Annotated in this window: 21 protein-coding genes; 8 read left to right on the top strand and 13 right to left on the bottom strand. The window is 68.4% G+C overall.

All coding sequences use genetic code 11. The features are described 5' to 3' along the window. Nucleotides 1-13: 13 nt before the first annotated feature. The 7 genes from ARTB_RS07480 to ARTB_RS07450 all read right to left on the bottom strand — a co-directional run bounded on the left by ARTB_RS07480 (nucleotide 14) and on the right by ARTB_RS07450 (nucleotide 9,965). Nucleotides 14-1,225 (bottom strand): MFS transporter, encoded by a 1,212-nt coding sequence (locus ARTB_RS07480; RefSeq protein ID WP_243178427.1) that lies wholly within the window; start codon nucleotides 1,223-1,225, stop codon nucleotides 14-16. A 73-nt stretch (nucleotides 1,226-1,298) separates the two neighbouring features. After that, entirely contained in the window at nucleotides 1,299-2,144 is an 846-nt protein-coding gene (narI, locus tag ARTB_RS07475) for a respiratory nitrate reductase subunit gamma (protein WP_243178364.1), read from the bottom strand. A 2-nt stretch (nucleotides 2,145-2,146) separates the two neighbouring features. After that, on the bottom strand, nucleotides 2,147-2,767 hold the full coding sequence (gene narJ, locus ARTB_RS07470; protein WP_243178363.1) for a nitrate reductase molybdenum cofactor assembly chaperone: 621 nt from the start codon (nucleotides 2,765-2,767) through the stop codon (nucleotides 2,147-2,149). Next, on the bottom strand, nucleotides 2,764-4,506 hold the full coding sequence (narH, locus tag ARTB_RS07465) for a nitrate reductase subunit beta (protein ID WP_243178362.1): 1,743 nt from the start codon (nucleotides 4,504-4,506) through the stop codon (nucleotides 2,764-2,766). Before narH ends, narJ begins: the two co-directional genes overlap by 4 nt. Then, the gene (locus ARTB_RS07460; protein ID WP_243178361.1) at nucleotides 4,506-8,216 is read right to left on the bottom strand and encodes a nitrate reductase subunit alpha; all 3,711 of its coding nucleotides are present in this window, start codon (nucleotides 8,214-8,216) and stop codon (nucleotides 4,506-4,508) included. Before ARTB_RS07460 ends, narH begins: the two co-directional genes overlap by 1 nt. A 130-nt stretch (nucleotides 8,217-8,346) precedes the next feature. Continuing rightward, the gene (locus ARTB_RS07455; RefSeq protein WP_243178360.1) at nucleotides 8,347-9,096 is read right to left on the bottom strand and encodes a LamB/YcsF family protein; all 750 of its coding nucleotides are present in this window, start codon (nucleotides 9,094-9,096) and stop codon (nucleotides 8,347-8,349) included. Then, complete coding sequence (locus ARTB_RS07450) at nucleotides 9,087-9,965, bottom strand: hypothetical protein (protein ID WP_243178359.1); 879 nt, start codon at nucleotides 9,963-9,965, stop codon at nucleotides 9,087-9,089. Before ARTB_RS07450 ends, ARTB_RS07455 begins: the two co-directional genes overlap by 10 nt. Before the next feature lie 127 nt (nucleotides 9,966-10,092). Here ARTB_RS07450 and ARTB_RS07445 point away from each other — a divergent pair, with 127 nt between their 5' ends. Next, on the top strand, nucleotides 10,093-11,433 hold the full coding sequence (locus ARTB_RS07445; RefSeq protein WP_243178358.1) for an MFS transporter: 1,341 nt from the start codon (nucleotides 10,093-10,095) through the stop codon (nucleotides 11,431-11,433). Here ARTB_RS07445 and ARTB_RS07440 read toward each other — a convergent pair. The 4 genes from ARTB_RS07440 to ARTB_RS07425 all read right to left on the bottom strand — a co-directional run bounded on the left by ARTB_RS07440 (nucleotide 11,430) and on the right by ARTB_RS07425 (nucleotide 15,985). Next, nucleotides 11,430-13,760 carry a glycoside hydrolase family 65 protein gene (locus tag ARTB_RS07440; protein ID WP_243178357.1) on the bottom strand — a complete coding sequence of 777 codons (2,331 nt, stop codon included), beginning with the start codon at nucleotides 13,758-13,760 and terminating at the stop codon, nucleotides 11,430-11,432. The genes ARTB_RS07445 and ARTB_RS07440 overlap by 4 nt on opposite strands. A gap of 63 nt (nucleotides 13,761-13,823) precedes the next feature. Next, complete coding sequence (locus tag ARTB_RS07435) at nucleotides 13,824-14,567, bottom strand: HAD family hydrolase (RefSeq protein ID WP_223914646.1); 744 nt, start codon at nucleotides 14,565-14,567, stop codon at nucleotides 13,824-13,826. A 117-nt stretch (nucleotides 14,568-14,684) separates the two neighbouring features. Continuing rightward, nucleotides 14,685-15,059, bottom strand: coding sequence for a substrate-binding domain-containing protein (locus ARTB_RS07430; RefSeq protein ID WP_243178356.1), 375 nt, complete (start codon nucleotides 15,057-15,059; stop codon nucleotides 14,685-14,687). A 308-nt stretch (nucleotides 15,060-15,367) separates the two neighbouring features. Continuing rightward, nucleotides 15,368-15,985: an alpha/beta hydrolase gene (locus ARTB_RS07425; RefSeq protein WP_243178355.1), complete on the bottom strand. Its 618-nt coding sequence runs from the start codon at nucleotides 15,983-15,985 to the stop codon at nucleotides 15,368-15,370. Nucleotides 15,986-16,244: 259 nt separating this feature from the next. Between ARTB_RS07425 and ARTB_RS07420 the strand changes: the two genes are divergently transcribed. From ARTB_RS07420 to ARTB_RS07395, 6 genes are all read left to right on the top strand, one after another. Then, nucleotides 16,245-16,508, top strand: a complete 264-nt coding sequence (locus ARTB_RS07420) for a DUF6458 family protein (RefSeq protein WP_243178354.1) — start codon at nucleotides 16,245-16,247, stop codon at nucleotides 16,506-16,508. Nucleotides 16,509-17,070: 562 nt separating this feature from the next. Then, on the top strand, nucleotides 17,071-17,889 hold the full coding sequence (locus ARTB_RS07415) for a DeoR/GlpR family DNA-binding transcription regulator (RefSeq protein ID WP_028276590.1): 819 nt from the start codon (nucleotides 17,071-17,073) through the stop codon (nucleotides 17,887-17,889). Next, a complete protein-coding gene (locus ARTB_RS07410) occupies nucleotides 17,886-18,872 on the top strand; it encodes a 1-phosphofructokinase family hexose kinase (protein WP_028276591.1) in 987 nt (328 codons plus the stop codon). Before ARTB_RS07415 ends, ARTB_RS07410 begins: the two co-directional genes overlap by 4 nt. Before the next feature lie 2 nt (nucleotides 18,873-18,874). After that, the gene (locus ARTB_RS07405) at nucleotides 18,875-20,953 is read left to right on the top strand and encodes a PTS fructose transporter subunit IIABC (protein WP_243178353.1); all 2,079 of its coding nucleotides are present in this window, start codon (nucleotides 18,875-18,877) and stop codon (nucleotides 20,951-20,953) included. A gap of 67 nt (nucleotides 20,954-21,020) precedes the next feature. Then, nucleotides 21,021-21,302, top strand: coding sequence for an HPr family phosphocarrier protein (locus tag ARTB_RS07400; RefSeq protein WP_018774864.1), 282 nt, complete (start codon nucleotides 21,021-21,023; stop codon nucleotides 21,300-21,302). A gap of 251 nt (nucleotides 21,303-21,553) precedes the next feature. Further along, a complete protein-coding gene (locus tag ARTB_RS07395) occupies nucleotides 21,554-21,841 on the top strand; it encodes a DUF7218 family protein (protein ID WP_043436005.1) in 288 nt (95 codons plus the stop codon). Between the two features lie 35 nt (nucleotides 21,842-21,876). Here ARTB_RS07395 and ku read toward each other — a convergent pair whose 3' ends face one another. Next, entirely contained in the window at nucleotides 21,877-22,875 is a 999-nt protein-coding gene (gene ku / locus ARTB_RS07390) for a non-homologous end joining protein Ku (RefSeq protein WP_243178352.1), read from the bottom strand. Nucleotides 22,876-22,984: 109 nt separating this feature from the next. Here ku and ARTB_RS07385 point away from each other — a divergent pair, with 109 nt between their 5' ends. Continuing rightward, entirely contained in the window at nucleotides 22,985-25,537 is a 2,553-nt protein-coding gene (locus ARTB_RS07385; protein WP_439954101.1) for an ATP-dependent DNA ligase, read from the top strand. A 26-nt stretch (nucleotides 25,538-25,563) separates the two neighbouring features. Here ARTB_RS07385 and ARTB_RS07380 read toward each other — a convergent pair whose 3' ends face one another. Next, nucleotides 25,564-25,821: a hypothetical protein gene (locus tag ARTB_RS07380; RefSeq protein ID WP_243178350.1), complete on the bottom strand. Its 258-nt coding sequence runs from the start codon at nucleotides 25,819-25,821 to the stop codon at nucleotides 25,564-25,566. Nucleotides 25,822-26,147 lie beyond the last annotated feature (326 nt).

Genomic DNA, 26,147 nt, shown 5'->3' with positions numbered 1-26,147 from the left:
TCCCTGGGCTGCGCTAGGCGGCCGCGACCTTGGCCTTGGTCCTGCCGTGCATGGCGAAGATGGTGAAGACCAGCGCCGCGAGCGCTGTGGCGACTAGCAGCAGCAGCCCGATCGCGTAGCTGTGCGCCGCGGCGTCATAGGTGGCGCCCATGATCAGCGGCGGGAAGTAGCCGCCCAGGCCGCCGGCCGCGCTGACCACCCCGCTGATGCTGCCGACCTTGCCCTCCGGCGCGAGGACCCCCACCCAGGCGAACACCCCGCCCGTGCCCAGGCCCAGCGCCGCCGCCATGGCGACGAACGTCAGGCCGGCGGGGACATCGCCGTCGGGCTGCAGGTTCACCACCCAGGCGAGGACAGCGACGCCGGCGAGGGCGGCGATCACCACGGGCTTGGGACCGATCTTGTCGGCGAGTACGCCGCCCACCGGGCGCGCCAGCACGGCGGCGAGCGCAAACCCCGCGGTGCGGGCGCCGGCGGCGCTGGGATCGAAGCTGTAGACATCCCGGAGGTACGTGGGCAGATACGTGGCGAAGGAAACGAAGCCACCGAAGAGGACTGCGTAGAGGAAGCACAGCTTCCACGTGACCGGGGTCTTCGCGGCGTCGATCAGCTTGGGCATCACGGGCGCGTTGCTGCGGGTCCAGCCCGGCGCCTCCTTCATTCGGAACCAGATGATGGCGGCCATGACCGCCAGAATCGCGGCGATCAGCAGGTGGGTGGGAACGTAGCCGATGGCGGCGACAAGCCGGGGGTTCAGGAAGGCGGCCAGGGCCGTTCCGCCCATGCCCGCGCCGAAGACGCCGGTGGCGAAACCCCGCCGGGCGGGCTCGTACCAAGCGCTGACGAAGGGGATCCCGACGGCGAAGACGGTTCCGGCGACCCCCAGCAGCACGCCGGCAGCCAGCACTACGGCGAAGGAGTCGAGGCTACCGCCGACGGCCACCAGCAGGATCGGGACGATGGAGGCCAGCAGGACAAAAGTGAACATGGCGCGGCCGCCGTACTTGTCCGTCAAGGCGCCGACGACGATCCGCCCCAGCGAGCCGACGAAGACGGGCATGGCCACGAGCACGCCGGTGGTGGCCGGATTGAGGTGCAGGTGCTGGGTGTAGAACGCGCTCAGCGTGGCGATGGAGTTCCAGGCCCAGAAGCACACCACGGAGGTCGAGGTGGCGAGCGTCAGATTGAGCGCCCGGCCCGCAGGGGCGGCAACGGGCGGGAACATTGCTCCGGCCACGGCGGTCTCCTTCCTTGGTCAACAAGCAGTTCAGCAACTCAGCTTCAGCGATGGCACCGGGTCACCGGTTCCTGGTGTCCCGGTCCCGGGTTCCGACGGCGGACCAGCCCCGCCGCGCGCCGGCCGTGGAGCTCCGGGCGCCGGCAGCGCCGGCTGTGCCTTTGGCCCCGGCCCCACCGGTTTCCCGGTCCCGGGAGCGGTAGACGATGTAGGGGCGGAAGAGGTAGTGGAACGGGGCCGTGAAGGCATGGACCAGGCGCGTGAACGGCCAGATCACGAACAGCGCCATGCCTACCAGGGTGTGCAGGTGGAAGGAGAACGGCGCCGCGGCCATCGCCGCGATGTCGGGCTGGAAGATGAACAGCGAGCGGAACCACGGGGCCACGGTCTCGCGGTAATTGTGCCCGTGCTCGCCCTCGAAGACACTCGCCAAGGTGGTCCACAGCCCGAACACAATGGCCGCGGTGAGCACTACGTACATGGTCTTGTCATTGCCGGTGGTGGCCATGAAGACCGGCCCGGTGGTCCGGCGGCGGTAGATCAGCAGGAGGATCCCGCCCAGCGTTCCGACCCCGGCGATTCCGCCGACCAGCAGGGCGTTGAAGTGGTAGAACTCCTGGCTCATCCCGGCCGCCTGGGTCCAGCCCATCGGAATGACCAGGCCGAAGAAGTGACCGGCGATTACGGCGAGCAGGCCAAAGTGGAACAACGGGGACGCAATCCTCAGCAGCCTGGACTCATAGAGCTGGGAAGACCTCGTGGTCCAGCCGAACTGGTCGTACTTGTAGCGCCAGAGAAGCCCGCCGACCAAAACCACCACCATGACGTACGGGAGAACGCCCCACAGCACGATGTCCAGTGCGGAGAGTCCGACGGCGGATCCGGGTTCCGCTTCGAATGCCAGCATGCTCAGGCCCCCTTCACGGGCAGCAGGCGCGGATCGTACGGGTCCAGGCCCACGGCCTCGGTGGGCGGGCCGTAGCCGGCCATCCGCATGACGGCCTGCTCGTCCGCCGGGGATTTCCCGGGCAGCGTGGCGCAGACGGCCTGCAGGATCCGGGCGTGCGGCAGCTGGTCCCGGAGCAGCCCGAAGCGGAGCATCTCCAGGCTCGCCCGGAAGCGCGTCAGCAGCTCGCGGCCGGCCGCCAGGTCCACCAGCGCGGCGTATTCGAGGACCATCGGGAGGTAGTCGGGCAGTTCGCCGTGGGTGTCCACCAGGATGTCGCTTTGCCGGTAGGTCTTCTTGAAGTTGCCCAGAACCTCGCCGCGGCGCCGGGTGTCCCCGTCAGTCCAGTAGGAAAGGTGCAGGGCGTGGCGCTTTCCGAGGTCGAACTCGCGCACGTACTGGGACTGGAGCTGGATCGGCGGCGTGGACTCCAGCTGGTCCAGGACTGCAACGAAGTCCGCCGTGGCGCCGGGGAACTCTGCCAGAGCGGCCCGCATCAGCGGGACCCGGCCGGTCAGTTCCTCGTCAGGGTAGGACAGGCACCAGGCCGCAGCGAGGTAGAGGACCTGCTGGCGGCGGGTCATGGCTGCTCCCCCGCCGGAGGGGATTCCGCGGGGGCCGCCGGTTTCGGCGGCGGCGGTTTCTCCGGAGGCGGTTTTTCCGGAAGCAACGCCTTTTCCGGAAAAAGCCCGGAGGGCGCTCCGGTGCCGTCCCAGTTCAGCAGGTTCACCCTGCCGCGCAGTGTGGTTTCGCCGGGCGCGGAGCCGGAGGTCTGCCGGTCCCGGAGGGCGTTGAAGGTTTCCACCGCCACGGGGACGGGCCGGCCGCTGGCTTCGCCGAAGTGAGCGGTATCCTGCATGCCGGGGCCGCCCTCGAAGTCGAGCGAACAGCCCATTTCCTCGAGGTCGTGGGCCTGTTCCACGTGGGCCTTCGGGATGACGTAGCGCTCCTCGTATTTCGCGATCGCCATCAGTCGGTACATCTCGTACATGCTCTGGCTGTCCATCCCCACGGCCTCCGGGATGGCGTCGTCCGGGTCGTTGCCGAGGCTGATGCCGCGCATGAAGGAGCGCATGGCGGCGAGCTTCTTCAGCACCGCGGTGACCCGGTCCGCGTCGCCGGCGGTGAAGAGTTCAGCGAGGTATTCCACCGGGATGCGCAGCGCGTCGATGGCGCCGAAAAGGTTGCCGGTGTCCTCGCCGTCGTGGCCCTGGTCGCGCAGCAGGTCCACCACGGGTGAGAGCGGCGGCACGTACCAGACCATCGGCATGGTCCGGTATTCCGGGTGCAGCGGCAGCGCCACCTTGTAGACCTTGGCCAGGGCGTAGACCGGCGAGCGCCCGGCGGCGTCGATCCAGTCTTCGGGGATGCCCTGGGCCCGGGCCTCGGCCTGGACGGCGGGGTCGTTCGGGTCCAGCAGCACGTCCATCTGGGCGTCGTAGAGTTCCCGGGGGTCCGTGACGGCGGCCGCCGCGGTGACGGCGTCGGCGTCGTACAGGAACAGCCCCAGGTACCGCAGCCGACCCACGCAGGTCTCGGAGCAGACTGTCGGGAGCCCCACCTCCACCCGCGGGTAGCAGAAGGTGCACTTCTCGGCTTTGCCGGTCTTGTGGTTGAAGTAGATCTTCTTGTAGGGGCAGCCGGTGACGCACTGGCGCCAGCCGCGGCATTTGTCCTGGTCCACCAGCACAATCCCGTCCTCCACCCGCTTGTAGATCGCGCCGGAGGGGCAGGAAGCCATGCAGGACGGGTTCAGGCAGTGCTCGCAGATCCGCGGCAGGTAGAACATGAAGGTTTGTTCGTACGCGAACTTGATCTTGTCCTCGGATTCCCGCCGGACCTTCTCCACGATCGGGTCCAGGTGGCCGTTCTCGGCGGAGCCGCCGAGGTCATCGTCCCAGTTCGCGGACCACGTGATCTTGGTGTCCTCCCCGGTGATCAGGGACTTGGGCCGGGCAACCGGGAAATCGTCGCCCAGGGGCGCGTCAACGAGGGTCTTGTAGTCGTAGGTCCATGGCTCGTAGTAGTCCTTGAGCTCGGGCTGGACCGGGCTGGCGAAGATCCCGAAGAGCTTCTTGACCCGGCCGCCGGCCTTGAGCACCAGCTTCCCGCGCTTGTTCAGCGCCCAGCCGCCGTGCCACTTCTCCTGGTCCTCGTAGCGGCGCGGATAGCCCTGCCCGGGGCGGGTTTCGACGTTGTTGAACCAGACGTATTCGGTGCCGGCACGGTTGGTCCAGGCCTGCTTGCAGGTCACGGAACAGGTGTGGCAGCCGATGCATTTGTCCAGGTTCATGACCATGCCCATTTGGGCCATGACGCGCATCAGTACTGCACCTCCTGGGAACGACGCCGGACGGTGGCCACCATGTCGCGCTGGTTTCCGGTGGGGCCAAGGTAGTTGAACGCGTAGGCGAGCTGGGCGTAGCCGCCGATCAGGTGAGAGGGCTTGACCAGCAGCCGGGTCACGGAGTTGTGGATGCCGCCGCGCCGCCCGGTGGCCTCGGACTTGGGCACGTCAATGGTGCGTTCCTGCGCGTGGTGCACATAGACCACGCCGGCCGGCATCCGGTGGCTGACGATGGCCCGGGCCACCAGGACGCCGTTGATGTTCAGGCACTCCACCCAGTCGTTGTCCTTGACCTCGATGGCCGCCGCGTCGGCCGGGCTCATCCAGACGGTCGGGCCGCCTCGGGAGAGCGAGAGCATCAGCAGGTTGTCCTGGTATTCGGAGTGGATGGACCACTTGGAGTGCGGGGTCAGGTAGCGGACCACCACCTCCAGTTTCCCGTCCTGGCCGAGTTTGGGCTCGCCGAAGAGCCGGTGCATGTCCAGCGGCGGCCGGTAGATCGGCAGCGCCTCGCCAATGTCCCGGATCCAGTCGTGGTCCAGGAAGAAGTGCATCCGGCCGGTCAGCGTGTGGAAGGGCTTGAGCCGCTCGACGTTGATGGTGAAGGGCGCATAGCGCCGGCCGCCGGTCTCGGAGCCGGACCATTCCGGCGAGGTGATCACCGGAACCGGGCCGGCCTGGGTCTGGGCGAAAGTGATGAATTTTTCTTCGGAGCCCTCGGCCAGGTCCGCCAGTTTCCTCCCGGTGCGGATTTCCAGGTCCTTGAATCCCTGCACGGCCAGCGCCCCGTTGGTGGTGCCGGAGAACGCCAGGATGGCCTCGGCCATCTTCGCGTCCGTGTCGATCGCGGGACGGCCGTCCGCGGCACCGCCAAGCATCACCCCGTTGGAACGGCTGAGCCGGTCCAACGGCCCGGCAAGTTTGTACGTGACGTTCTTGACCGTGAAGCCCAGTTTGTCCGCCAGCGGCCCGACGGCGGCGAGCTTGTCCGCGATGGCGGTGTAGTCCCGTTCGACGACGGAAAAAATGGGCATGTTCTGACCCGGGACCGCGGGGACGGACGTGTCCCGCCAGTCCCGCACAATCCCGCCGGGCTGGGCCAGCTGGCCGGGCGTGTCGTGCTGCAGCGGCACGCTCACCAGGTCCCGGCGGACGCCGAGGTGGGTTTTGGCCTGCCGGGAGAACTCCTGGGCCAGCAGGTGGAAGGTGTCGAAGTCCGTCTTGGTCTCCCACGGCGGGTCAATCGCGGGGGTGAAGGCGTGCACGAACGGGTGCATGTCGGTGGAGGACAGGTCGTGCTTTTCGTACCAGGTGGCGGCCGGGAACACGACGTCGGACAGCAGGGTGGTGGAGGTCATCCGGAAGTCCGCGGAAACCAGCAGGTCCAGCTTCCCTTCCGGCGCCTGCTCATGCCATTTCACATCCTTGGGCTTGAGCCCCTCGGCATGGTCCTGGCCCAGGACATTGTTGTGGGTTCCCAGCAGGTTCCGCAGGAAGTACTCGTTGCCCTTGGCCGAGGAACCGAACAGGTTGGAGCGCCACAGCACGAGGGTCCGCGGCCAGTTTTCCGGGGCGTCCACGTCCTCGATCGCCGGGTTCAGGGTGCGGCTCTTCAGGGCATCGGCGATGTAGCCGGCGGCATCCGTCGCGGTGCCGGCGGCGACGGCCGCCCCGGCTTCGTCCGCGAGGTCCAGCGGGTTCCGGTCGAACTGCGGGTAAAACGGCATCCAGCCCAGCCGCGCGGACTGGGCGAGGGCGTCCGCGGTGTGCATGCCGTCCAGGGCCCCGGTGGAGAGCGGGGACTTCAGCGCATCCGCGCAGTAGCCGTCCTGCCGCCACTGGTCCGTGTGCATGTACCAGTAGCCGGTGCCGATCATGGTCCGCGGCGGCCGGGACCAGTCCAGCGCGTTGGCCAGCGACAGCCAGCCGGTGACCGGCCGGGTCTTTTCCTGGCCGACGTAGTGCGCCCAGCCGCCGCCGTTGCGGCCCATGCAGCCGGTCAGCATCACCAGGGCCAGCACCGCCCGGTAGGTGGTGTCGCCGTGGAACCACTGGCAGATCCCGGCGCCCATGATGATCATGGACCGGCCCTTGGACTGTTCGGCGTTGCGGGCGAATTCGCGGGCCACCCGGATGCAGGCCTGCGCCGGGACGGAGGTGATCTCCTCCTGCCAGGCCGGCGTATAGGGTGTCGCTGCGTCCTGGTAGCCGGCGGCCCAGTCCCCCGGGAGCCCGTCGCGGCCGACCCCGTACTGGGCCAGCATGAGGTCGAAGACGGTGGTGACCAGCTGGCCTTCCACCTCCAGGACGGGCACGCCGCGGCGGAGCACGCTGCCGTCCCCGCCGGCGTCCTCGAAGCACGGCAGCAGGATCTCGGCGCTTTCCGTTGACACTTCCCGGAGGGACAGCGCCGGTTCGATCGCTCCGAGGTCCAGGTTCCACTTGCCCTCGCCGCTCTCTGAGTAGCGGAAGCCCATCGAGCCGTTGGGGACCGCCGGCAGCCCGGTTTTCTTGTCGAACAGGACGGTGCGGAACGCGGCGTCCTCAGTTAGCGACTCGGCCGGGAGGTCCCGGGCGGTGAGGAACTTGGCCGGTGTCAGCGTGCCGTCGTCGCGCCGTTCGAGACCGACCAGGAACGGCAGGTCGGTGTACCGGCGGACGTAGTCGGCGAAGAACGGCACCTCACGGTCGACGAAGAATTCCTTGAGCATGACGTGCCCCATCGCCATGGCCAGCGCGGCGTCGGTTCCGGCCTGCGCGGGGAGCCATTCGTCGGCGAACTTCGTGTTGTCCGCGTAGTCCGGGCTGACCGTGACCACCTTGGTGCCGCGGTACCGCACCTCGGCCATCCAGTGCGCGTCCGGGGTGCGGGTGACGGGGACGTTGGATCCCCACATCATCAGATACCGGGCGTCCCACCAGTCCCCCGATTCCGGGACGTCGGTCTGGTCCCCGAACACCTGTGGGCTGGCCACGGGGAGGTCTGCGTACCAGTCGTAGAAGGAAGTCATCACCCCGCCGATCAGCTGGATGAAGCGGGTCCCCACGGCGTGCGAGACCATGGACATCGCTGGGATGGGCGAGAAGCCGGCACAGCGGTCCGGGCCGTACGCCTTGATGGTGTTCACGTGCGCGGCGGCGGCGATTTCGATCGCCTCCTGCCAGGAGACCCGCACCAGGCCGCCCTTGCCGCGGGCCTGCTGGTAGCGGCGGCGCCGCGCGGGGTCGCCCACGACGTCGGCAAAGGCCAGCACCGGGTCACCCAGCCGGGCCTTGGCCTCGCGGTACATCTCGACGAGGACGCCCCGCGCATACGGAAAACGCACCCGGGTGGGCGAATAGGTGTACCAGGAGAAGGCCGCGCCGCGCGGGCAGCCCCGCGGCTCGTATTCCGGGCTGTCCGGGCCCACGGAGGGGTAGTCAGTCTGCTGGGATTCCCAGGTGATGATGCCGTCCTTGACGTACACCTTCCAGGAGCAGGAGCCGGTGCAGTTCACCCCGTGCGTGGACCGGACCACCTTGTCGTGGCTCCAGCGGTCCCGGTAGAAGATGTCGCCCTTGCGGCCACCCTCGCGGAACACCGCCCTGCCGTCGTCGGTCTGGTCCCATTTCGTAAAGAATCGGCCCAGCTTCAACATTGCATCCGAGGCGCGCCCGTCCAGCCCCGCCGCGTCTCCGGCAGTCATTCCTTCAAGCTAGGGTGCCCCTTCTGGCCGGAACAGGGCCTTAGGACACTGTGGCAGCCCCGGGTCCGGGCGGCCCGGGAGCTGCCCGGCCGGCCCCGCAGTTCAGGGCCAGCGGGTCAGGGCCAGCGGTTCAGGCGAAGCTTTCCAGCTCGACGCCGGCAGCCTCCAGCGCCGCACGGATCGCGGTCGCCGCGGCAACGGAGCCGGGGGTGTCGCCCTGGAGGCACAGCGACTGCGGCTCAATTCGGAGCACGGTGCCGTCGACGGCCTCGATTTCGCCCTTTGTGGCGAGCCTGACCGCCCGCTCGGCAACCTGTCCGGCGTCGAGCATCACCGCCCCCACCTCGGTGCGCGGCACGAGGGTGCCGTCGGGGAAGTAGGCACGGTCGGCGAAGGCCTCGGAGAAGACGGGGTGCCCGGCTTCCTTGGCGATTTCCAGCAGGGCTGAGCCGGGGAAGCCGAGGACGGGCAGTCCGGGATCGTAGGCCTGGATAGCGGCGATCACGGCGGAGGCCTGCTCGCCGTCGTGCACGGTGCGGTCGTAGAGCGCCCCGTGCAGCTTGACGTAATCCACCGAGGCGCCCACGGCATGGGCGACGCCGTCGAGCGCCCCGAGCTGGTAGAGGACCAGGCCGAAGAGATCGTCAAAGGTCATATCCAGCGAGCGCAGGCCAAAGCCGGCCAGGTCTGGGTAGCCGATGTGGGCACCGACGTTGACGTCGAGCTCGTACGCCGCCCGGCAGGTGTCCAGCATGGTCACAGGGTCCCCGGCGTGCATCCCACAGGCCACGCTGGCGCTCGTGACCAGCGGAAACATCGCGGCGTCGGCGCCCTTGGTCCAGGTCCCGAAGGACTCCCCCAGGTCAGTGTTCAGATCCAAAACGTGGCGCCGTCCTTCGTTGAAGTCTTCGGAGCGCCGCCGCCCTGGGCGCCGCCGTCCGGCTGCGCGTCCAGGGAAGTTTCGTAGAGCGCGGCCGGGCCGGTGGTTTCCGCAAGGGCCTGCAGTTCTCCCGGAATCGTGTCCGGGATGGGCCCGAAGGCTTCCTTGGCGTTCGCGACCACCGCATGGCCCATCACCCGGTTGCCCACGCCGCCTACGACGGCGCCGATACCGAAGGGCAGGGCACGGCCCAGCCAGGCTGTGCCCTGGGTCTTGAGCAGGGAGCGCAGGAACATCGTCTGCATCTTGGCCCGCACTGTACCGAAGCCGGCGAGAGGGACGCGGCGGGTGAAGGCCGCGGTCCACGCCTGGGTGGGCCCCTTGCCCCGGCCCGCGGCCTGTCCGCTCAGCGAGCTCAGCAGCTGGGTGCCTTCCTCGCCCAGCATGACCGCCATGACCAGGGTGCTGGCTCTGTCCGGGTCCACCATCCGGATCCCGTGCAGTTCAGCAAGAGCCGTGGAATACAGTGCGGTGGCTTCGAGGAATCCGACTGCTGCGGCGGCCGAGAGACCCAGTGCGGCCGCAGTTCCGACGCCCGGAATCACGGCAGCCCCGCCGACCAGCGCACCGCCGCCGGTGACGGCCAGCAGGTAGTCGCGCTCCAGGATGGCGGCGAGCTGCGCCGCGGTGGCGTGCGGATGCCTGCGCTGAAGCCTGCGGATATTGGCCAGCACCAGCGGCCGCTGGACTTCAACCGCCCGCAGGAGCACCTTGTGCAGGCCGGGCCGGGGCTGGCCTGCGGCGTCGAACATCGCGCTGTGGGCTGTTTCCTGGGCAATCTTCATTGCCGGGTTGCTGCGCTTGGCCATGATCGCCTCTCGTCGGAACCATAAAACTAAGTGCACTTAACACTACACACGGGCAGGCAGGCGGGGTCGCCGCTGCGCCCCGGAGGGGTCTCAGCCCGGCCGCGCGGCTGGCTACTAGACTGGGCCCATGCCCGCCCTGCGAGCCCTCCGCCCCTTCGCGCACCGGGAGTACCGCGTGCTGATCACGGCGCTGGCCATCTCCATCTTCGGTTCCGGGATGTGGGCCGTCGCGATGGTCTACGAGGTGATCCACCTGGGCGGCGGACCGCTGGAGCTTTCGGTCGTGGCCGCGGCGGGCAGCGTCGGGCTGGTGACGTTTCTGCTGGCCGGCGGCATCGCCGCGGACCGTTTGCCCCAGCGGCTCCTGATCATCGCGGTCGAGGGCGCCAACCTCGCCGTCGTTGCCGCTGTCAGCGGGCTGGCCCTGGCCGGCTTGCTCGAGCTGTGGCATCTCGCGCTGGGGGCCTTCGTGCTCGGCGTCGGGGCTGCGTTCTTCTTCCCGGCCTACTCCGCCATCCTGCCGCGGATCCTGCCGCCCGAGGACCTGCTGGCGGCCAACGGCCTGGAAGGCACCATGCGGCCGCTGTTGCAGCAGGCCGCCGGACCGGCCGTTGCGGGCATCCTGGTGGCGGCCCTGTCCCCCGCCTACGCCGTCACCGGAGTGGCGGCCTGCCATCTGGTGGCCTTCTGCATCCTGAACCTCCTCCACCGCCAGCCCGCGGCAGGGGTCCCGGTCAGCGGAGAGGCTACCGAATCTGGCCAGTCGCGGGCCAAGACGTCCTTGCGCCACGATCTCCGCGAGGGCGTCAGCTACACCGTCCGGACGCCCTGGCTGCTGTGGACCCTGCTCTGGGCCTGCATTTCGGTGCTGTTCCTGATCGGCCCCATCGAGGTCCTGATCCCCTTCGTGGTCCGGGACCAGCTCGGCGGGGACGCGCGCATGTTCGGTTTCCTGCTCGCCATCATGGGCGTGGGCGGTGCCGCAGCCTCGCTGGCCACGGCTTCTTTTCCCCTCCCGCGCCGCTACCTCACCGTGATGATGGTGTCCTGGGGAGCGGGAAGCCTGCCGATCGCCGCCGTCGGAATCATGGACAGTTTCTGGGCCCTGGCCGCCGCCCTCTTCATCTTCGGCGCCACCGGCGGCGTGGGCATGGTGATCTGGGGAACCTTGCTCCAGCGCCGGGTGCCGCCGCATCTGCTGGGCCGCGTCTCGAGCCTGGACTTCTTTGTATCCCTGGCCCTCATGCCGGTCTCCATGGCACTCGCCGGGCCGGCCGCCGAGGTGCTGCCGGTGTGGCTGATCTTCCTCGTCGCCGGGACCGTGTGCCCGGCGATGGCCGTCGTCGCGATGGTCGTGGCGCGGATGCCGGCCGATGAACTGGCCCACCCCCTCGCCGGCGGTGAGGAGCCCGCCGACGCCCCGACCCCTGCCGAATCCTCCGGACCAGGACAGCCCGGCCCGGTTTAGACTGCGGCGCGCACCACCGGGATCGACGCCGTCGGGAGGCCGCTGGGGAAGACGGTCGGCTCCGGAACCGTGACGGGTGCCAGCGGGACCCGGACCGGGTCGCCATCGACGGTGAGCAGTTCCCCGCGCACGTCGATCTCCAGCGGCGCGCCGTCACGGACGGTCAGGCTGATCGAATCCTGTTCCAGCCCGATGTGCAGGAGCCTGCCCTGGATCTTCAGGTGGAACTCGAGGCCGTCCCATTCGGCAGGCAGCCGGGGATCGAAGTACGGCACCGCGCCCTGGTCCCGCAGCCCGGCGAAGCCGCTGACCAGCGAGCTCCACACGCCGCCGGTGGACGCGATGTGGACGCCGTCGATCGTGTTGCCGTGGGTGTCGTCGAGATCGATGAACAGGGCGTGGGTGAAGTGGTCCAGCGCGGCCTTCCCGTAGCCGACCTCGGCCGCCATGATGCCCTGGACGCAGGCGGACAGCGTGGAGTCGCCCGTGGTGATGGGATCGTAGAAATCGAAGGCGCGCCGCTTTTCCTCGGCGGTGAAGTCCTGCCACTGCAGGAACATGGCCAGCACGGTGTCGGCCTGCTTAAGGACCTGGTGCCGGTAGATCACCAACGGGTGGAAGTGCAGCAGGAGCGGGTACTTGGACCGGGGCGTGGTCCAGTCCCACGGTTCCAGCGTCATGAAGTCGTTGTCCTGGGAATGGACCTGGAGGTCCTCGTCGTAGGGCAGCTGCATGCGGTTGGCTGCCTGCTCCCAGAGCTGGCGTTCGGCGTCGTCGATCTCCGGGTGGTCCAGCGCCGCCGCGGCGCGCAGGTTGAAGCGCGCCATGACGTTCGTGTACAGGTTGTCGTTGACGACGGCGGTGTACTCGTCGGGGCCCGTGACGCCGTGGATGTGGAACAGTCCGTCCTTGCCGAAGAAGCCGAGTGAGACCCACATCCGTGCAGTCTCGATCAGCAGATCGGAGCCCAGGGTGGCCTGGAACTCGGTGTCCCCGCTGGCCCAGATGTACCGGTTTGTCGCGAAGGCGATCGCGGCGGCGATGTGGAACTGTGCTGTGCCGGCCGCGTAGTAGGCGCTGGCCTCGAGTCCGTTGATGGTGCGCCAGGGGAAGAGGGCGCCGTCGACGCTGAGTTCCTTGGCGCGGATCTTCGCCTCGGGCAGGAGGTCGTGGCGGAATTCCAGGACCTGGCGGGCGTTGCCCGGGTTGGTGTAGGTCAGGTAGGGCAGCAGGTACACCTCCTGGTCCCAGAAGTAGTGGCCGTCGTAGCCGGAGCCGGACACGCCCTTGGCCGGGATGCCGGCCACATCGGCGCAGGCCGTGGCCTGCGCGAGCTGGAAGAGGTTCCAGCGCACGCCCTGCTGGAGCTCGGTCTGGCCCGCCAGGACGATGTCGCTCGTGCTCCAGTAGGCGCGGTAGTGGTCCTCGCTCTCGGCGAAGATCTCGCTGACCGGCTTGAGGCTGGCTTCGGCGCTGTCGGCGAGGTCCTCGGCGGCCTGGCCCACGGCGTAGCTGACGCTCTTCTCCAGCAGGAACGGTGCGTCCGCGCTGACGGCGAGCACGTAGCGCACGCTGCTGTCGTCCTGGTCCACCTGGGTGTCGAACGGCTGCACGCCGGCCGAGGTCCAGTGATCCACGGCCATCCCGAGCCGCTGCTTGGATTCCGAGGCTTCCCAGGACAGGCGCAGGGAGCCGTCCCCGCCGTCGAGACGCAGGGGCAGCAGCACACGGCCGGCGTGCCGGCCGGCGCGGCGCGGATCATGGGCGGAGTGGTCCTCCACCGGCTGGTCCTGGCGGTTGATGACCGAGGACGTGACGTCCGCGGAGATATCCCGGTCAGCCGCCAATTCGAGGCTGATGCCCAGCGCCCCTCGGGTTGCGTAACCGACGGCGCGCCGTTCGGTGGTGGTCACGGTCGCACCGGAACGGCACTGCCAGGTGATCCGGCACTCGTAGATACCCGTGGCGAAATCCACCGAGCGGCGGTAGTCCAGCACGGTGGACTCCTCCAGGCTCAGCGGCTCGCCGTCGATGATGACGGTGAAGTTGTTGGCGTCCGGGACGTAGAGGATCCGCTGGCCGGTGCGGGCGAAGCCGTACGCGTTTTCCGCGTGCTTGATGTCCCAGGTCTCGTGGAAGCCGTTGATGAAGCTGCCCGGAAGTTCGGCGTCCGCGGCACCCCAGTGCGCGCCGCGGATGCCCAGGTGCCCGTTGCCGAGGCTGAACAGGGTCTCCAGGGTGCCGGCATTGCCGGGGAGGTGAACGGTCTCGACCAGCTGCCAGGGATCGTTGGGGAACCGGGCGCGGTCCGAGGTGATGAGAGCCATGGTTTGGGGGGTTCCTTCGGCGGGAGTGGGCAGTGGGCCGGGTGGTGGGGTGAGCGGGCCGGGCTAGAGCAGTTCGGCGAGGTCGTTGACCACGACCGTGGCCCCGGCGTCGAGCAGGGTCTGCCGGCCGGCGCCGCGGTCGACGCCGATCACCGAGCGGAAGTCTCCCGCGCTGCCGGCCTGGACGCCGGAGACGGCATCCTCCACCACGACGCACTCCTGGCTCGGCAGGCCCAAGAGCCGCGCGGCGTATTCGTAGGTGGCCGGGCTGGGCTTGCCGGGCAGTCCCTCGGCGACGGCGACGACGCCGTCGACCACCACCGGGAAGTAGTCGGACAGGCCGGCAGCCTTCAGCACGGCAGGGGCGTTGCGGGAAGAGGAGACGACGGCGAGCTTGAGCCCGCGGGCCAGCGCGGCCTCAACCAGCCGGACGGAGCCCTCGTACGGCTGGACTCCGCCGGCCTCGACGATGTCGTTGAAGACCTTGTTCTTGCGGTTGCCGAGTCCGTGGACCGTGTCATGCGCGGGCTCGTCGTTCACCGGGCCCTCGGGCAGCACAATCCCGCGGGAGGCCAGGAAGTCCCGGACGCCGTCAAACCGCGGCTTGCCGTCGATGTGATCGAAATAGTCGCTCTCACGGTACGGCTCAGCACCGGGGACCGAGGCCAGGAAGCCGTCAAAGAGCTGCTTCCAGGCGTGCTCGTGCACCACGGCGGTGGGGGTCAGGACGCCGTCGAGGTCAAAAAGGATGGCGGTTGCACCGGAGAGCGCACCGGCGAGGCCGGAGGTGTCGGGAACTACAGTCATGAGTCGAGGTCCTTTCAGACGACGGGCAGGCAAGACGGTTTGGTCAAAGCGATGGTCTAAGGCAGGCAGTTCAGGGCTGCTCGTTTGGGGCCGTTCCGGCGTCGGACGCCGTGCGGATCAGCGTCGGCGTGTGCCGGCGCGCTCTACCAATGTGGTGTCCGGCAGATGGTTCGACGGCGGACTGGCAGGCGGCGGATTGGCAAGTCCTGAGCGATGAAGTCTTTCAATCAGCAGGTTGGCCGAGAACGCGCCCTGGTCGGCCAGTGGCTGGGCAATTGTGGTCAGGCCCAGGAACCAACTCATCTGATGATCGTCTATTCCTATGATGGACACGTTTTCCGGCGCTGACAAACCGGGCTCCCGCATGGCCATGAGCGCACAGCAGGCTGTCCCGTCGCAACCAGCGAGGATCGCGGACGGCATCCCGGGGTTTTCCACAGGCTCCACCATGGCCAGCCGGCCGCCTTCGATGCCGGAGCCGGCGTCGAGCACGAGGTCCGGATGAGACGGTGCAGATGGAGAGTCCGGGAAGCGCGGGGACGTCCTGGATTCTCACGCGCGGGGTGTTGGCCTGCGGCACGGGCTCAGCCCTTTCTTCCCCCGAAGTAGTGGGCCCGGTGTTCATGGCCGAGGTCGATTGTAAGCGCTTACATATTTGGCATGCAAGTGGATGATCCGGAGTTTGGCAGCGGACTGGGGACTGGTTGGCAGGCCCGCATGGCCGGGGGTTGGCAGGGCCCGGCCGGCGCCCTGGTCAGCGCCTTGGTCACGCAGGACGCAGTGCCTTGGTCAGCGCCCGGTCAGCGCAGGACGTAGTGCCGCAGGAACGCACCGACGTCCACGAGTTCGGCCTTCGAAATCGTGTGGCCCATGCCCGGATAGGTCCTGGCCGTGAGCTGGGTATTCCGGTTCAGCCACGCCTCGGTGTGCTCGGTAGCGGCGTCGTTGATGACGACGTCGCCCTTGTCCCGGCCCCAAAAGAACGGCGGCCGGGCGGTGAACGATTCGCTCATCGCCAGCAGTTCGTTGTCCAGGACAAAACCCGAGAGCCCCACAGCTGCGCGGAATTGTTCCGGCCGGAGCCGCAGGAGCGTGCTGGCCATCGCCATCCCCTGCGAAAATCCGAACAGGCTGACGCTGCTGTGCCGGGCTTTGACCGACTCGATCCAGGCGAAGACCGCGTTCGTGGAGGCGATGACGTCGGCAAAGTCGTGGGTGAGGAAATAGTCCAGCAGGAACCAGCCGTAGTGGTCTCCAATGTCCTTGGGTCCACGCAGGGCGGCGCAACTGAACTCGGGCGGCAGGGAAGCGAACAGCTTGGACATGCGGAATTCGTCCGTACCGTAGCCGTGCAGCATCACCAGCAGCGGGGTGCCGCCGCGTTCGTGTTCGGGTTTCGACCAGATCACCGTCTCCATTGGCTCAGCCTATCCAGCACCGCCACGCGTCCCGCCACGCACGGGCCGCGCTCCGCGGTTTCCGCGGCGTAAGCGGACCTCCGCCCCCCGGATCCGTGGCGCATCCGTCCGGAAAAGGCGCGGCGGGCCGAAACCGGCGCGGAAATTTCCCCGCGGGGCGGAGGGCGCTTCATTGAAACAGCCGGGGCGGGGTTGTAGCGTGACGCTGGACAGCATGCTTACCATCATCAGTCCGCCCCCGGGCATCAAGGAGCACGTTATGAGAATCGGTTCCGCAATCTTCCTCATCGCCATCGGCGCCATCCTCGCCTGGGCTGTCGCCCCGGGGCTGATCCCCAATGTGAACCAGGCCATGATCGGCTACATCCTGATGGCGGTCGGCGTGATTGGACTCATCGCTTCTCTCGTCCTCGCCGGCCAAGGACGGGGCCGCACGCGCCGGGTAAGCGAAAGCCGCACCGTAGTGGACCCCAACACCGGCGAGACCATCACCCGCAATGAGAGCCGCGACGCAGGCATCTGAGATTTCCCCGCACCCACTAAGCGGCGCGGAATCCAACGACCCGGAAGCCGGGCCGGACCTCGAGGTCGGGCCCGGCTTCCGCCATCCGGGTCCACTCCCCGGTCCGCACACTGGACATGTCCCCCGGCGCCCGGCCCGCAACCACCCCAACCGCAGCACATGCAGAGCCCCCGCAGCGGCCCCTGGACATATCCCCCAAGCGCCCACTCCCCGGCCCGAACACTGGACATGTCCCCCGGCGCCCGGCCCGCAACCACCCCAAGTGCGGCACATGCCCAGCCCCCGCAGCGGCCCCTGGACATATCCCCCAAGTGCCCACTCCCCGGCCCGAACACTGGACATGTCCCCCGGCGCCCGGCCCGAACACTGGGCATGTCCCGCGGCGAAAGCCCACCCTTCTGCGTTCATGTGGTTTTTCATTGACAAACCAACAAGAACAAAGATAAAGTCAAACAATTCCACTTCATGTGACGGGAGTCACCGAAGCGGCCGGGGCGCATTTCCAGCCCAACGCACGGCAAGAACGAAAGCCAAGTCAGACGCAGTACGCAATGGAGGGTAAGTGTTCGCCGAAGAACGCCAGCAGCTGATCGTGGGGCTCATCTACGCCAGCGGGCGGGCCAGTGTCACGGACCTGGCCGAGCGCTTCAGCATCACCACCGAAACCATCCGCCGGGACCTCGCCGCCCTGGAAGCTTCCGGAAGCGTCCGCCGGGTGCACGGCGGCGCGGTCTCCCCGGACCGCTTCAGCACCACGGAAGAAAGCATCCTGGAACGGACCGTCCAGCGGCAGCCCGAAAAGACCCGGATCGCCGAGGCCGCTCTGGCCCTCATTCCCCAGGGCCTCACCGGCAGCATCCTGATCGACGCCGGCTCCACCACGGAGGCCCTCGCCGAACTCCTGTCCGCCCGGGCCGCCGGAGCCGCCGCACAGGGCACCGTTCCGGCATCTGGGTCCGACGCCGAACTCGTCGTCATCACCCACTCCCTGCCCATCGCGTCCCGGCTGTCCGGCGGACCCGGAATCGCCCTGCACCTGCTCGGCGGCAAGGTCCGCGGCCTGACCCAGGCCGCCGTCGGCCAGTCCACGGTGGAAGCCGCCCGCCGGATCCGCCCGGACATCGCCTTCATCGGCACCAACGGCATCCATGCAGCCTTCGGGCTGAGCACACCCGATCCTGAAGAAGCCGCTGTCAAGGCTGCCTTCGTCCAATCAGCGCGCCGCATTGTGGTGCTGGCTGACTCCTCCAAGCTGGACGCGGAAACGCTGGTCCAGTTCGCCTCGTTGAAAGATCTGGACACCGTGATCACAGACTCGCAGCCCAGCCGGGAACTCGCCGACGCCCTTGCGGAAGCCGGAGTGGAGGTGGTGGTCGCGTGATTGTCACCCTCACCGCCAACCCCAGCCTGGACCGCACCGTGGCGCTGCCCGGCCCCCTCCTCCGCGGGGAAGTTCAGCGGGCCATCTCCGTCCGCCAGGAATCCGGCGGCAAGGGAGTCAACGTCTCGCGCGCCCTCGTCGCGTCGGGGCTGAAGACAGTCGCCGTTCTCCCCGGCGCCGAGGCCGACCCCGTCCTCACCGGCCTGCGGGAGACCGACGTTCCGTTCGCGGCCCTGCCGATTGGCGAGCCGCTGCGCAGCAACGTGGCCCTCACCGAGCCCGGCGGCGTCACCACCAAGATCAACGAACCCGGACCGGCGCTCAGCGAGGAGCAGCAGGAGGCCCTGATCAGCCTGCTGCTGGACCACGCCCGCGGTGCCGCCTGGGTAGTCCTGGCCGGCTCGCTCCCACCCGGGGTCCCGGCCGACTTCTACGCAACCGTCACCCGGCGGCTGCGGTCCCTGTTCGACGGCGAGGCCGCACCACGGGTTGCCGTCGATTCATCCGGCGAACCCCTCGCCGCAGCGGTCTCCGGCGACACCTCGGGAAAACCGGACCTCTTGAAACCCAACGCCGAGGAACTGGTGGAACTGGCTGCCGCAGCCGGTTTCGCCACGAACAAGTCCGCCGAGGAGCTCGAAGCGGACCCGGAGGCTGCAGCAGCTGCCGCCTCCGCCGTCGTGCGCTCCGGAGTGGGTGCCGTACTGGCCACCCTCGGCTCCAAGGGTGCCGTTCTTGTGACGGCCGACGGCGCGTGGCTGGCCACGCACCCGCCGGTCACCGCGGTCAGCACTGTCGGCGCCGGCGATTCCTCGCTGGCCGGATACCTGCTCGCATCCAGCCAGGGCGCCGCCCCGGTCGATTGCCTCCGTCAGGCGGTGGCCCATGGTGCCGCCGCCGCTTCCCTGCCTGGCTCCACTGTCCCGGCAGTCAACCAAACCACCCCTGATGCCGTAACCATCACGGCCCTCCGGAAGGATTGACAGTGACACAGCTCATTACTACCGAACTGGTCGAGCTCGACCAGAATCTGGGCAGCTCGCCCGAGGACGTGATCCGGCATCTGGCAGGCAGGGTTGCAGCCACCGGACGCGCCACCGAGGCCGAAGGGCTTTTCGCCGACGCCTTCGCCCGGGAATCCAAGACCGCCACGGGCGTCCCGGGCGGCATCGCGATCCCGCACTGCCGTTCGACGGCGGTCACCGAACCCACCCTGGCGATGGCGCGGCTGTCCCAGCCGGTCGACTTCGGCGCCAAGGACGGGCCCGCAGACATCATCTTCTTCATCGCCGCTCCCGAGGGCGCGGACCAGGACCACTTGAAGCTGCTTTCGAAGCTGGCGCGGTCGCTGATCAAAAAGGACTTCACGGCCAGCCTGCGTGCCGCGACCTCCCAGGCGGAAATTGTCGACCTCGTCGACGCCGCCCTGGCGGACAAGCCGGCCGCCCACACCGCAGCCGAAGCGACCGGCGCCGCATCCGCGGCCGGCGCCACAGCCGCGGCGGCCGCAACCGGTGAAGGTGCCGGCGCGGCGAAGGCCAAGGGGCCCAAGCGCCTCGTCGCCGTCACCGCGTGCCCCACCGGCATCGCCCACACCTACATGGCCGCCGACTCGCTCGTCGCCGCGGCCAAGGAGGTCGGCGTGGACCTGCAGGTCGAAACCCAGGGATCCTCCGGCGCCAAGGCCCTCGACCCCGCCGTGATCGCCGCCGCCGATGCCGTGATCTTCGCCGTGGACGTGGACGTGCGCGGCAAGGAGCGCTTCGCCGGCATGCCGGTGATCAACGCGCCGGTCAAGCGCGGCATCGACGAACCGGACAAGATGGTCGCCGAGGCTCTCGCCGCAGCGGACAACCCGCACGCCCACCGCGTGCCCCACTTCGGCGCCGAGGAGCAGGCCGAGATGGCCGCCGAGGAAAAGAGTGAGCACATCGGCACGAAGCTCAAGAAGGCCCTCCTGACCGGTGTCAGCTACATGATCCCGTTCGTGGCTGGCGGCGGTCTGCTGATCGCCCTCGGCTTCCTGCTGGGTGGCTACAACATCACCGCCTTCGCGGACAAGATCCTGGCGGAGAACAGCCTCACGAACTTGCCCACCGCGTACCCGGAACTGGCCTGGGGCCCGCTGGGCGCCTACCTGGGGGCCGTGCTCTTCAAGATCGGCGCCCTGTCCCTGGGCTTCCTCGTACCCGCGCTGGCCGGCTACATCGCCTACGCCATTGCTGACCGGCCCGGCATCGCCCCGGGCTTCGTTTCCGGCGCCGTTGCCGTCTTCATGGGTGCCGGGTTCCTCGGCGGCATCGTGGGCGGCCTGATCGCCGGCTACGTGGCCCATTCGATCGGCAAGCTCCATGTGGCCCGCTGGCTGCGCGGACTGATGCCGGTGGTCGTTATCCCGCTCGTGGCGTCGCTCGCGGCGTCGGGCCTGTTGTTCGTGTTCCTGGGCGCTTACATCGCCCGGGTCACTGTCGGGCTCAACGAGTTCCTCTCCGGCCTCACCGGTGCCAGCGCCATCGCCCTGGGCGTCATCCTGGGCCTGATGATGTGCTTCGACCTCGGCGGTCCCGTCAACAAGGTTGCCTATTCCTTCGCAGTCGCCGGCCTGGGCGCAGCCTCCATCACCAACCAGGCCCCGTGGCAGATCATGGCGGCCGTCATGGCCGCCGGCATGGTCCCGCCGCTGGCCATGGCACTGGCCGCGACCGTGCTGAACAAGAGGCTCTTCAGCCTGGCGGAACAGGAAAACGGCAAGGCTGCCTGGCTGCTGGGGGCCTCCTTCATCACCGAAGGCGCCATCCCGTTCGCCGCCGCGGACCCGCTCCGCGTCATCCCCGCCAGCATGCTCGGCGGCGCCGTGACCGGTGCCATCTCGATGGCGGCCGGCGTGGGCTCGAAGGCCCCCCACGGCGGAATCTTCGTCTTCTTCGCGATCGATTCGTTCCTGTGGTTCTGCATCGCCATTGCGGCCGGTACCGTTGTCGGCGCCTTCGCCGTGATCGGGCTCAAGCGCTGGGCAGTCAAGAAGCCGGTTGATACGGTGGAAACGGTTCCCGTAGCCGCCTGAACCAGGACGATTTTCCCAGCAGATACTCACAGCTGACAAACACCCAAGCTGACTTCAAGGAGCAGAAATGACCGAACGTAACGCCACCATTGCCAGCCGGGTCGGGCTGCACGCCCGTCCGGCCGCCATCTTCGCCGAGGCTGCAGGCGAGTTCGACAACCTCGAGATCACGATTGCCCGGCTGGGCGAGCCCGAGGACGAGGCGATGGACGCCGCCAGCATCCTGTCGCTGATGAGCCTCGGCGCATCGCACGGCGAAGTTGTGGTGTTGCGTGCCGAAGGCGAAGGCGCCGACGCCGCACTTGACCGCCTCGTGCAGATCCTTGAGACGGATCACGACGCCGAATAGCCCCGCCTTCCGGCCCCGCGCCGGAACACCGGCAGCTTCAGTTGGCCCGGCCGCCCCCGATCAGGGGCCGGCCGGGCCTTCGCGTTGCCTGCCGCTTTGCTCTGGCGGCGGACCGTCAGGGCAACTTTTATAAGGGGCCTTAGCAAATGCTTGTCACGGCCCCGCGGCGCGGCTAGTTTGGAATCCCCGGCGGCACCGACCGCGGGCCGCCGCCCATGTGGTTCCCGGCCGAAGGAGATGATCGCGCAGCCATGCCAACGAAGAAAGGCGAGCCCCAAGGCTCAGAGAGCCCCAGCATCAAGGACCCCGAGCTCTACGAGAAGTTGCTCGAGGACGGCGCCTCCAAGCAAAAAGCCGCCAGGATCTCCAACGCCGCCGCCAAGCGGGGCCGTTCCTCGGTCGGCCGCAAGGGCGGCAAGGCCGGAGACTACGAGGACTGGACGGTGCCGCAGCTGAAGGCACGCGCCAAAGAGATCGGCCTCAAAGGTTACTCGGCCAAGAAGAAGAGCGAGCTCATCTCCGCCCTGCGGAACTCCTGATTAACGTGCACGACGGCGCCAGCCGGCATCCGGGCTCAGGCACGCTTTCGCGCCGTCTTCGACGCCGTCACTTTGGGCGCCGCTTCAGTCTTGGAAGCCGCCGCTGCCTTGGAACCAGTCCTGGTTGCCGCCGTCTTGGCGGCCGTGGATTTAGTGCCTGTGGACTTGGCTGCCGCCGTCGTGGCGGAGGTCCTCGGGGCGGCCTTCGCAGCAGAACCGGAGTCCCCGGCAGGAGTCTCCGCCGGCCCACCGCCGCGCTTTTTCTCGATGCTGCGCTTGAGGGCTTCCATCAGGTCGATAACTTCGCCCTCGCCGGCCTCGGCGGGGGCGCCGAAGGTCTCCTCCGTGTCCAGCGACTCCCCCTTGTCCAGCTTGGCCTCAATCAGCTGGCGCAACTGCTCCTGGTAATCGTCCGTGAACTGGTCCGGCTCAAAGTCGGAGGCCATCGAGTCAACCAGGGCCGCGGACATCTCGCGTTCCTGCGCCGAGATCCGGATGGAAGTCTCGAGTGCGGGAAAGCTGGCCTCGCGGACCTCGTCGGCCCACAGCAGCGACTGCAGCACCAGGACCTCGTCACGAATCCTCAGCGCGCCAAGCCGGGTCTTGTCCCGCAGCGCGAACTGCACAATTGCCACCCGGTCCGTGTCCTCGAGGGCGCGCCGCAGCAGCACGTAGGCCTTGGGCGACTTGGAGTCGGGTTCAAGGTAGTAGCTCTTTTCAAACATCATCGGATCGAGCTGGTCGACCGGAACGAACTGGACCACTTCGATTTCGTGGCTGTTTTCCGCCGGGATGGACTTGAGCTCGTCGCGCGTCAGGACCACCGTGCGGCCGTCGTCCTCGTAGGCCTTGTCGATGTCCTCGTAGTCGATGATCTTGCTGCAGACCTCGCAACGGCGCTGGTAGCGGATCCGGCCGCCGTCGGCGTTGTGGACCTGGTGGAGGCTGATGTCGTGGTCCTCGGTGGCGCTGTAGACCTTGACCGGCACGTTGACCAGCCCGAACGCTATTGCGCCTTTCCAGATGGCTCTCATGGATCAAGTGAACATCACAGTTGCGCGGAGGTGAAGGGTTTTGCCCAACGGTAAGGAACGCGTCCGCGTGGACGGGCGCGAACTGGTGCTCACCAACCTGGAAAAAATCATGTACCCGGAGACTGGCACCACCAAGGCCGACGTCCTGGCCTACTACGCCGCCGTCGCGCCGGTGCTGATCCCCGCCGCCCGCAACCGGCCGGCCACGCGCAAGCGTTGGGTCCACGGCGTCGGGACCGCAGATGCCCCCGGGGAGATGTTCTTCCAAAAGAACCTGGACCATTCAACCCCCGGCTGGGTGCCCCGTGCCGCCATCACGCACAAGGACCGGACCATCCAATACCCCCTGGTCAATGATCCCGCCACCCTCACCTGGCTGGCCCAGATCGCGGCCCTGGAGATCCACGTGCCGCAGTGGCGGGTTGACTCCCACGGCAACGCCATGCCGCCCGACCGGCTGGTGCTGGACCTGGACCCGGGCGAAGGCGCGGGACTGGCGGAGTGCGTGGAGGTGGCCAGGCTGGCCCGCACCATCCTGCAGGACGTTGGCCTGGACCCCGTGCCGGTGACGAGCGGCAGCAAGGGCATCCATCTCTACGCGGCCCTGGACGGGTCCCAGAGCTCGGACCGGATTTCCGACTTCGCCCGCGAACTGGCCCGCTCGCTCGAGGCAGACCACCCGGATCTCGCCGTCAGCGACATGAAAAAGACCCTGCGCACGGGCAAAGTACTGGTGGACTGGAGCCAGAACAACGCCGCCAAGACCACCATCGTGCCGTACTCGCTGCGCGGCCGGCTCCGGCCGACGGTGGCCGCCCCGCGCACATGGCGGGAACTCAGTTCCGCGTCCCTGCACCAGCTGGATTTCCAGGAGGTGATGAAGCGCGTCGCAGCCGGCAAGGATCCGTTCGCCCCGGTTTCCGGCGGCCGGCACGGCGCCGGAGCCCCGGCGGCGCACGCGCCGGACCGCCAGGCGGACCACCGGCTCAGCGGACGGGCCGAAATCCCTCCCGAGCCGGCCGGCGACGGCGGCGACAACGATCCGCGGCTGGAAAAGTACCGCACCAAACGGGACAGGGCGGCCACGCCCGAGCCCTTCACCGCGGACCGGCACCACGCCGGGGACGACGGCGGGACACGGCGGGAGAAGTTCGTCATCCAGGAGCACCACGCCAGCCGGCTCCACTACGACTTCCGGCTGGAACGCGACGGCGTGCTGGTGTCCTGGGCGCTGCCCAAGGGCGTCCCGACCAGCAAAACCAAGAACCACCTCGCGGTCCAGACCGAGGACCACCCGCTGGACTACGCCGACTTCGAGGGTGACATTCCCAAGGGCCAGTACGGCGCCGGGACGGTCAGCATCTGGGACCACGGACACTACGAATGCGAAAAATGGATCGCGGGCAAGGAGGTCATCGCCACCCTGACCGGCGCGGAGGGCGGCGGCCTCGGCGGACCGCGCAGGTTCGCCCTGATCCACACCGGCCGGGCCGATGACCAGTGGCTGATCCACCTGATGGACCCGGCGGCCCCGCAAAGCTGTGCCGGCCCGCCGCGCCCGGCCGGCACAGCGGACAACACGGAGAAAGACACCGACGAGGCAGCCGACGACGGCGGGGAGGACGGCTCAGCGGACGGCCGCGGCCACCGCGAGGGCGGAGCGGAAACCGCCGCCGGCACCGAACGTGCCCCCGGCGCCTCCGGATTCAGCCCGATGCTGGCCACCTCCGGGACCCTGGCCGACCTCCCGGACCTGGACTGGCAGATCGAGCTCAAGTGGGACGGTGTGCGGGCCCTGGTGATCGGCGACGCAACGGCGGTCCGGCTCATCAGCCGCAATGGCATCGACATGTCAGTGAGCTACCCCGAGCTGACGGACCGGTCCTGCTGGCCGGAGCAGGGCTTCGTCGCCGACGGCGAGATCATCGCCGTCGGCCGCTCCGGCCGGCCCGACTTCGGGCTGCTGCAGGGCCGGATGAAACTGAGCAGGGCCGCCGACGTCGCCCGGGCGCAGCAGTCGACGCCCGTGCGGCTGATGCTGTTCGATCTGCTCTTCGACGCCGGCGAGGACCTGCGGCGCCAGCCGCTGAGTGAGCGGCGCCGCCGGCTGGAGCAGTTCTTCCGCCCTTCCGCCGCCCCGGTGGAGCTTTCCGGCGTGATCGATGGCGACGTCGCGCACATCCTGGAAAGCGCCGCCGAGCTCGGGCTTGAGGGGGTCATGGCCAAGCGCAGGGACGGGCGCTACGTCGGCCAGCGCAGCCGGTCCTGGCTCAAGCTCAAGGTTGAACGGACCCAGGAGGTGGTGGTGGGCGGCTGGCGGCCCGGGAAAGGGGGCCGCCGGGAATCCGTGGGCTCGCTGCTGCTGGGGATTCCGGACGGCTCGAAACTACGGTATGTGGGCCGGGTGGGCAGCGGCTTCAGCACCCGTGAACTCAAGGAACTCAGGCAACAACTCGACGCCCTGCCACGGAAGACCTCCCCGTTCCGGGACGTGCCGGACGCTGACGCGGCAGACGCCAACTGGGTGAGCGCAAAACTCGTCGGCGAGGTCACCTTCGGAGAATGGACCGGCAGCGGGAAGCTCCGGCACCCGGTGTGGCGCGGCTGGCGCCTGGATAAGGCGCCAGCCGACGTCGTCGCAGACCCTGCCGCCGGCCCCTAGCCGTGTGGGGGCCAGCGGTGATGGGGCTAGTCGTGGTGGGGCAGCTGCGGACGGCTTTGCCGGTGCATGGCGCCGGCGGCCACCTGCTGGCCCTGCCGCCCGCGGGTGCTGTCGCGGTCCTTGGGGTGCCGCTGCTTGCCGCTGCCGTCCGGCCATTGCTGTCCTTGGCCGGGCCCGGGGGGAGCGTGGTGCAGGGCCTCGGGTCCCGGGGCTTCAGCCATGGACTGCGCCAGATGGCTCGCGACCTCGGGCTCGATTTCTTCTCCGAACTGATGATCCGCCATTGATCTTCCTTTCCGCTGTAACTAACCGCTGTGAAATGAAGTGTCCATCAATCGTAGGACTGCCCCGGGGAGATGTCTGTAGCGCCCGCCGTCTGACTTTCCGGCGGCCCGAATCCCGTCGGAAACCCCAGCAATCGAGGGCTGGCGCGGAAAATTTTGGGCCCGGCGCCGCGGGGATGGCCGGTTCCCAGTATCCGCGCGGTGAAAGCGGGCAAAAGAAATTAGTGAATTGCCCTCAATTTGCACTCGAAATGGGCGATCATACGGCACACAACTCGGAAACTCCAGAGAATTCCCGTAAAATTGAAAGCCTGCCCAGAGCGGGG

The organism is Arthrobacter humicola (assembly GCF_022803015.1).
GTDB classification, from domain to species: Bacteria; Actinomycetota; Actinomycetes; order Actinomycetales; family Micrococcaceae; genus Arthrobacter; species Arthrobacter humicola_A.
The sequence above is the reverse complement of the archived record's forward strand: the minus strand, read 5'-3'. Positions and strand labels throughout refer to the sequence as shown.

Excerpts from the sequence above, each read along its gene's own strand:
- ku (WP_243178352.1), bottom strand. The coding sequence starts at position 22,875 with ATGAGAGCCATCTGGAAAGGCGCAATAGCGTTCGGGCTGGTCAACGTG.
- ARTB_RS07445 (WP_243178358.1), top strand. The coding sequence starts at position 10,093 with ATGCCCGCCCTGCGAGCCCTCCGCCCCTTCGCGCACCGGGAGTACCGC.
- ARTB_RS07420 (WP_243178354.1), top strand. The coding sequence starts at position 16,245 with ATGAGAATCGGTTCCGCAATCTTCCTCATCGCCATCGGCGCCATCCTC.
- ARTB_RS07395 (WP_043436005.1), top strand. The coding sequence starts at position 21,554 with ATGCCAACGAAGAAAGGCGAGCCCCAAGGCTCAGAGAGCCCCAGCATC.
- ARTB_RS07425 (WP_243178355.1), bottom strand. The coding sequence starts at position 15,985 with ATGGAGACGGTGATCTGGTCGAAACCCGAACACGAACGCGGCGGCACC.
- ARTB_RS07385 (WP_439954101.1), top strand. The coding sequence starts at position 22,985 with ATGTACCCGGAGACTGGCACCACCAAGGCCGACGTCCTGGCCTACTAC.
- ARTB_RS07400 (WP_018774864.1), top strand. The coding sequence starts at position 21,021 with ATGACCGAACGTAACGCCACCATTGCCAGCCGGGTCGGGCTGCACGCC.
- ARTB_RS07450 (WP_243178359.1), bottom strand. The coding sequence starts at position 9,965 with ATGGCCAAGCGCAGCAACCCGGCAATGAAGATTGCCCAGGAAACAGCC.
- ARTB_RS07435 (WP_223914646.1), bottom strand. The coding sequence starts at position 14,567 with ATGACTGTAGTTCCCGACACCTCCGGCCTCGCCGGTGCGCTCTCCGGT.
- narH (WP_243178362.1), bottom strand. The coding sequence starts at position 4,506 with ATGCGCGTCATGGCCCAAATGGGCATGGTCATGAACCTGGACAAATGC.
- narI (WP_243178364.1), bottom strand. The coding sequence starts at position 2,144 with ATGCTGGCATTCGAAGCGGAACCCGGATCCGCCGTCGGACTCTCCGCA.
- ARTB_RS07460 (WP_243178361.1), bottom strand. The coding sequence starts at position 8,216 with ATGACTGCCGGAGACGCGGCGGGGCTGGACGGGCGCGCCTCGGATGCA.
- ARTB_RS07440 (WP_243178357.1), bottom strand. The coding sequence starts at position 13,760 with ATGGCTCTCATCACCTCGGACCGCGCCCGGTTCCCCAACGATCCCTGG.
- ARTB_RS07480 (WP_243178427.1), bottom strand. The coding sequence starts at position 1,225 with ATGTTCCCGCCCGTTGCCGCCCCTGCGGGCCGGGCGCTCAATCTGACG.
- narJ (WP_243178363.1), bottom strand. The coding sequence starts at position 2,767 with ATGACCCGCCGCCAGCAGGTCCTCTACCTCGCTGCGGCCTGGTGCCTG.
- ARTB_RS07380 (WP_243178350.1), bottom strand. The coding sequence starts at position 25,821 with ATGGCGGATCATCAGTTCGGAGAAGAAATCGAGCCCGAGGTCGCGAGC.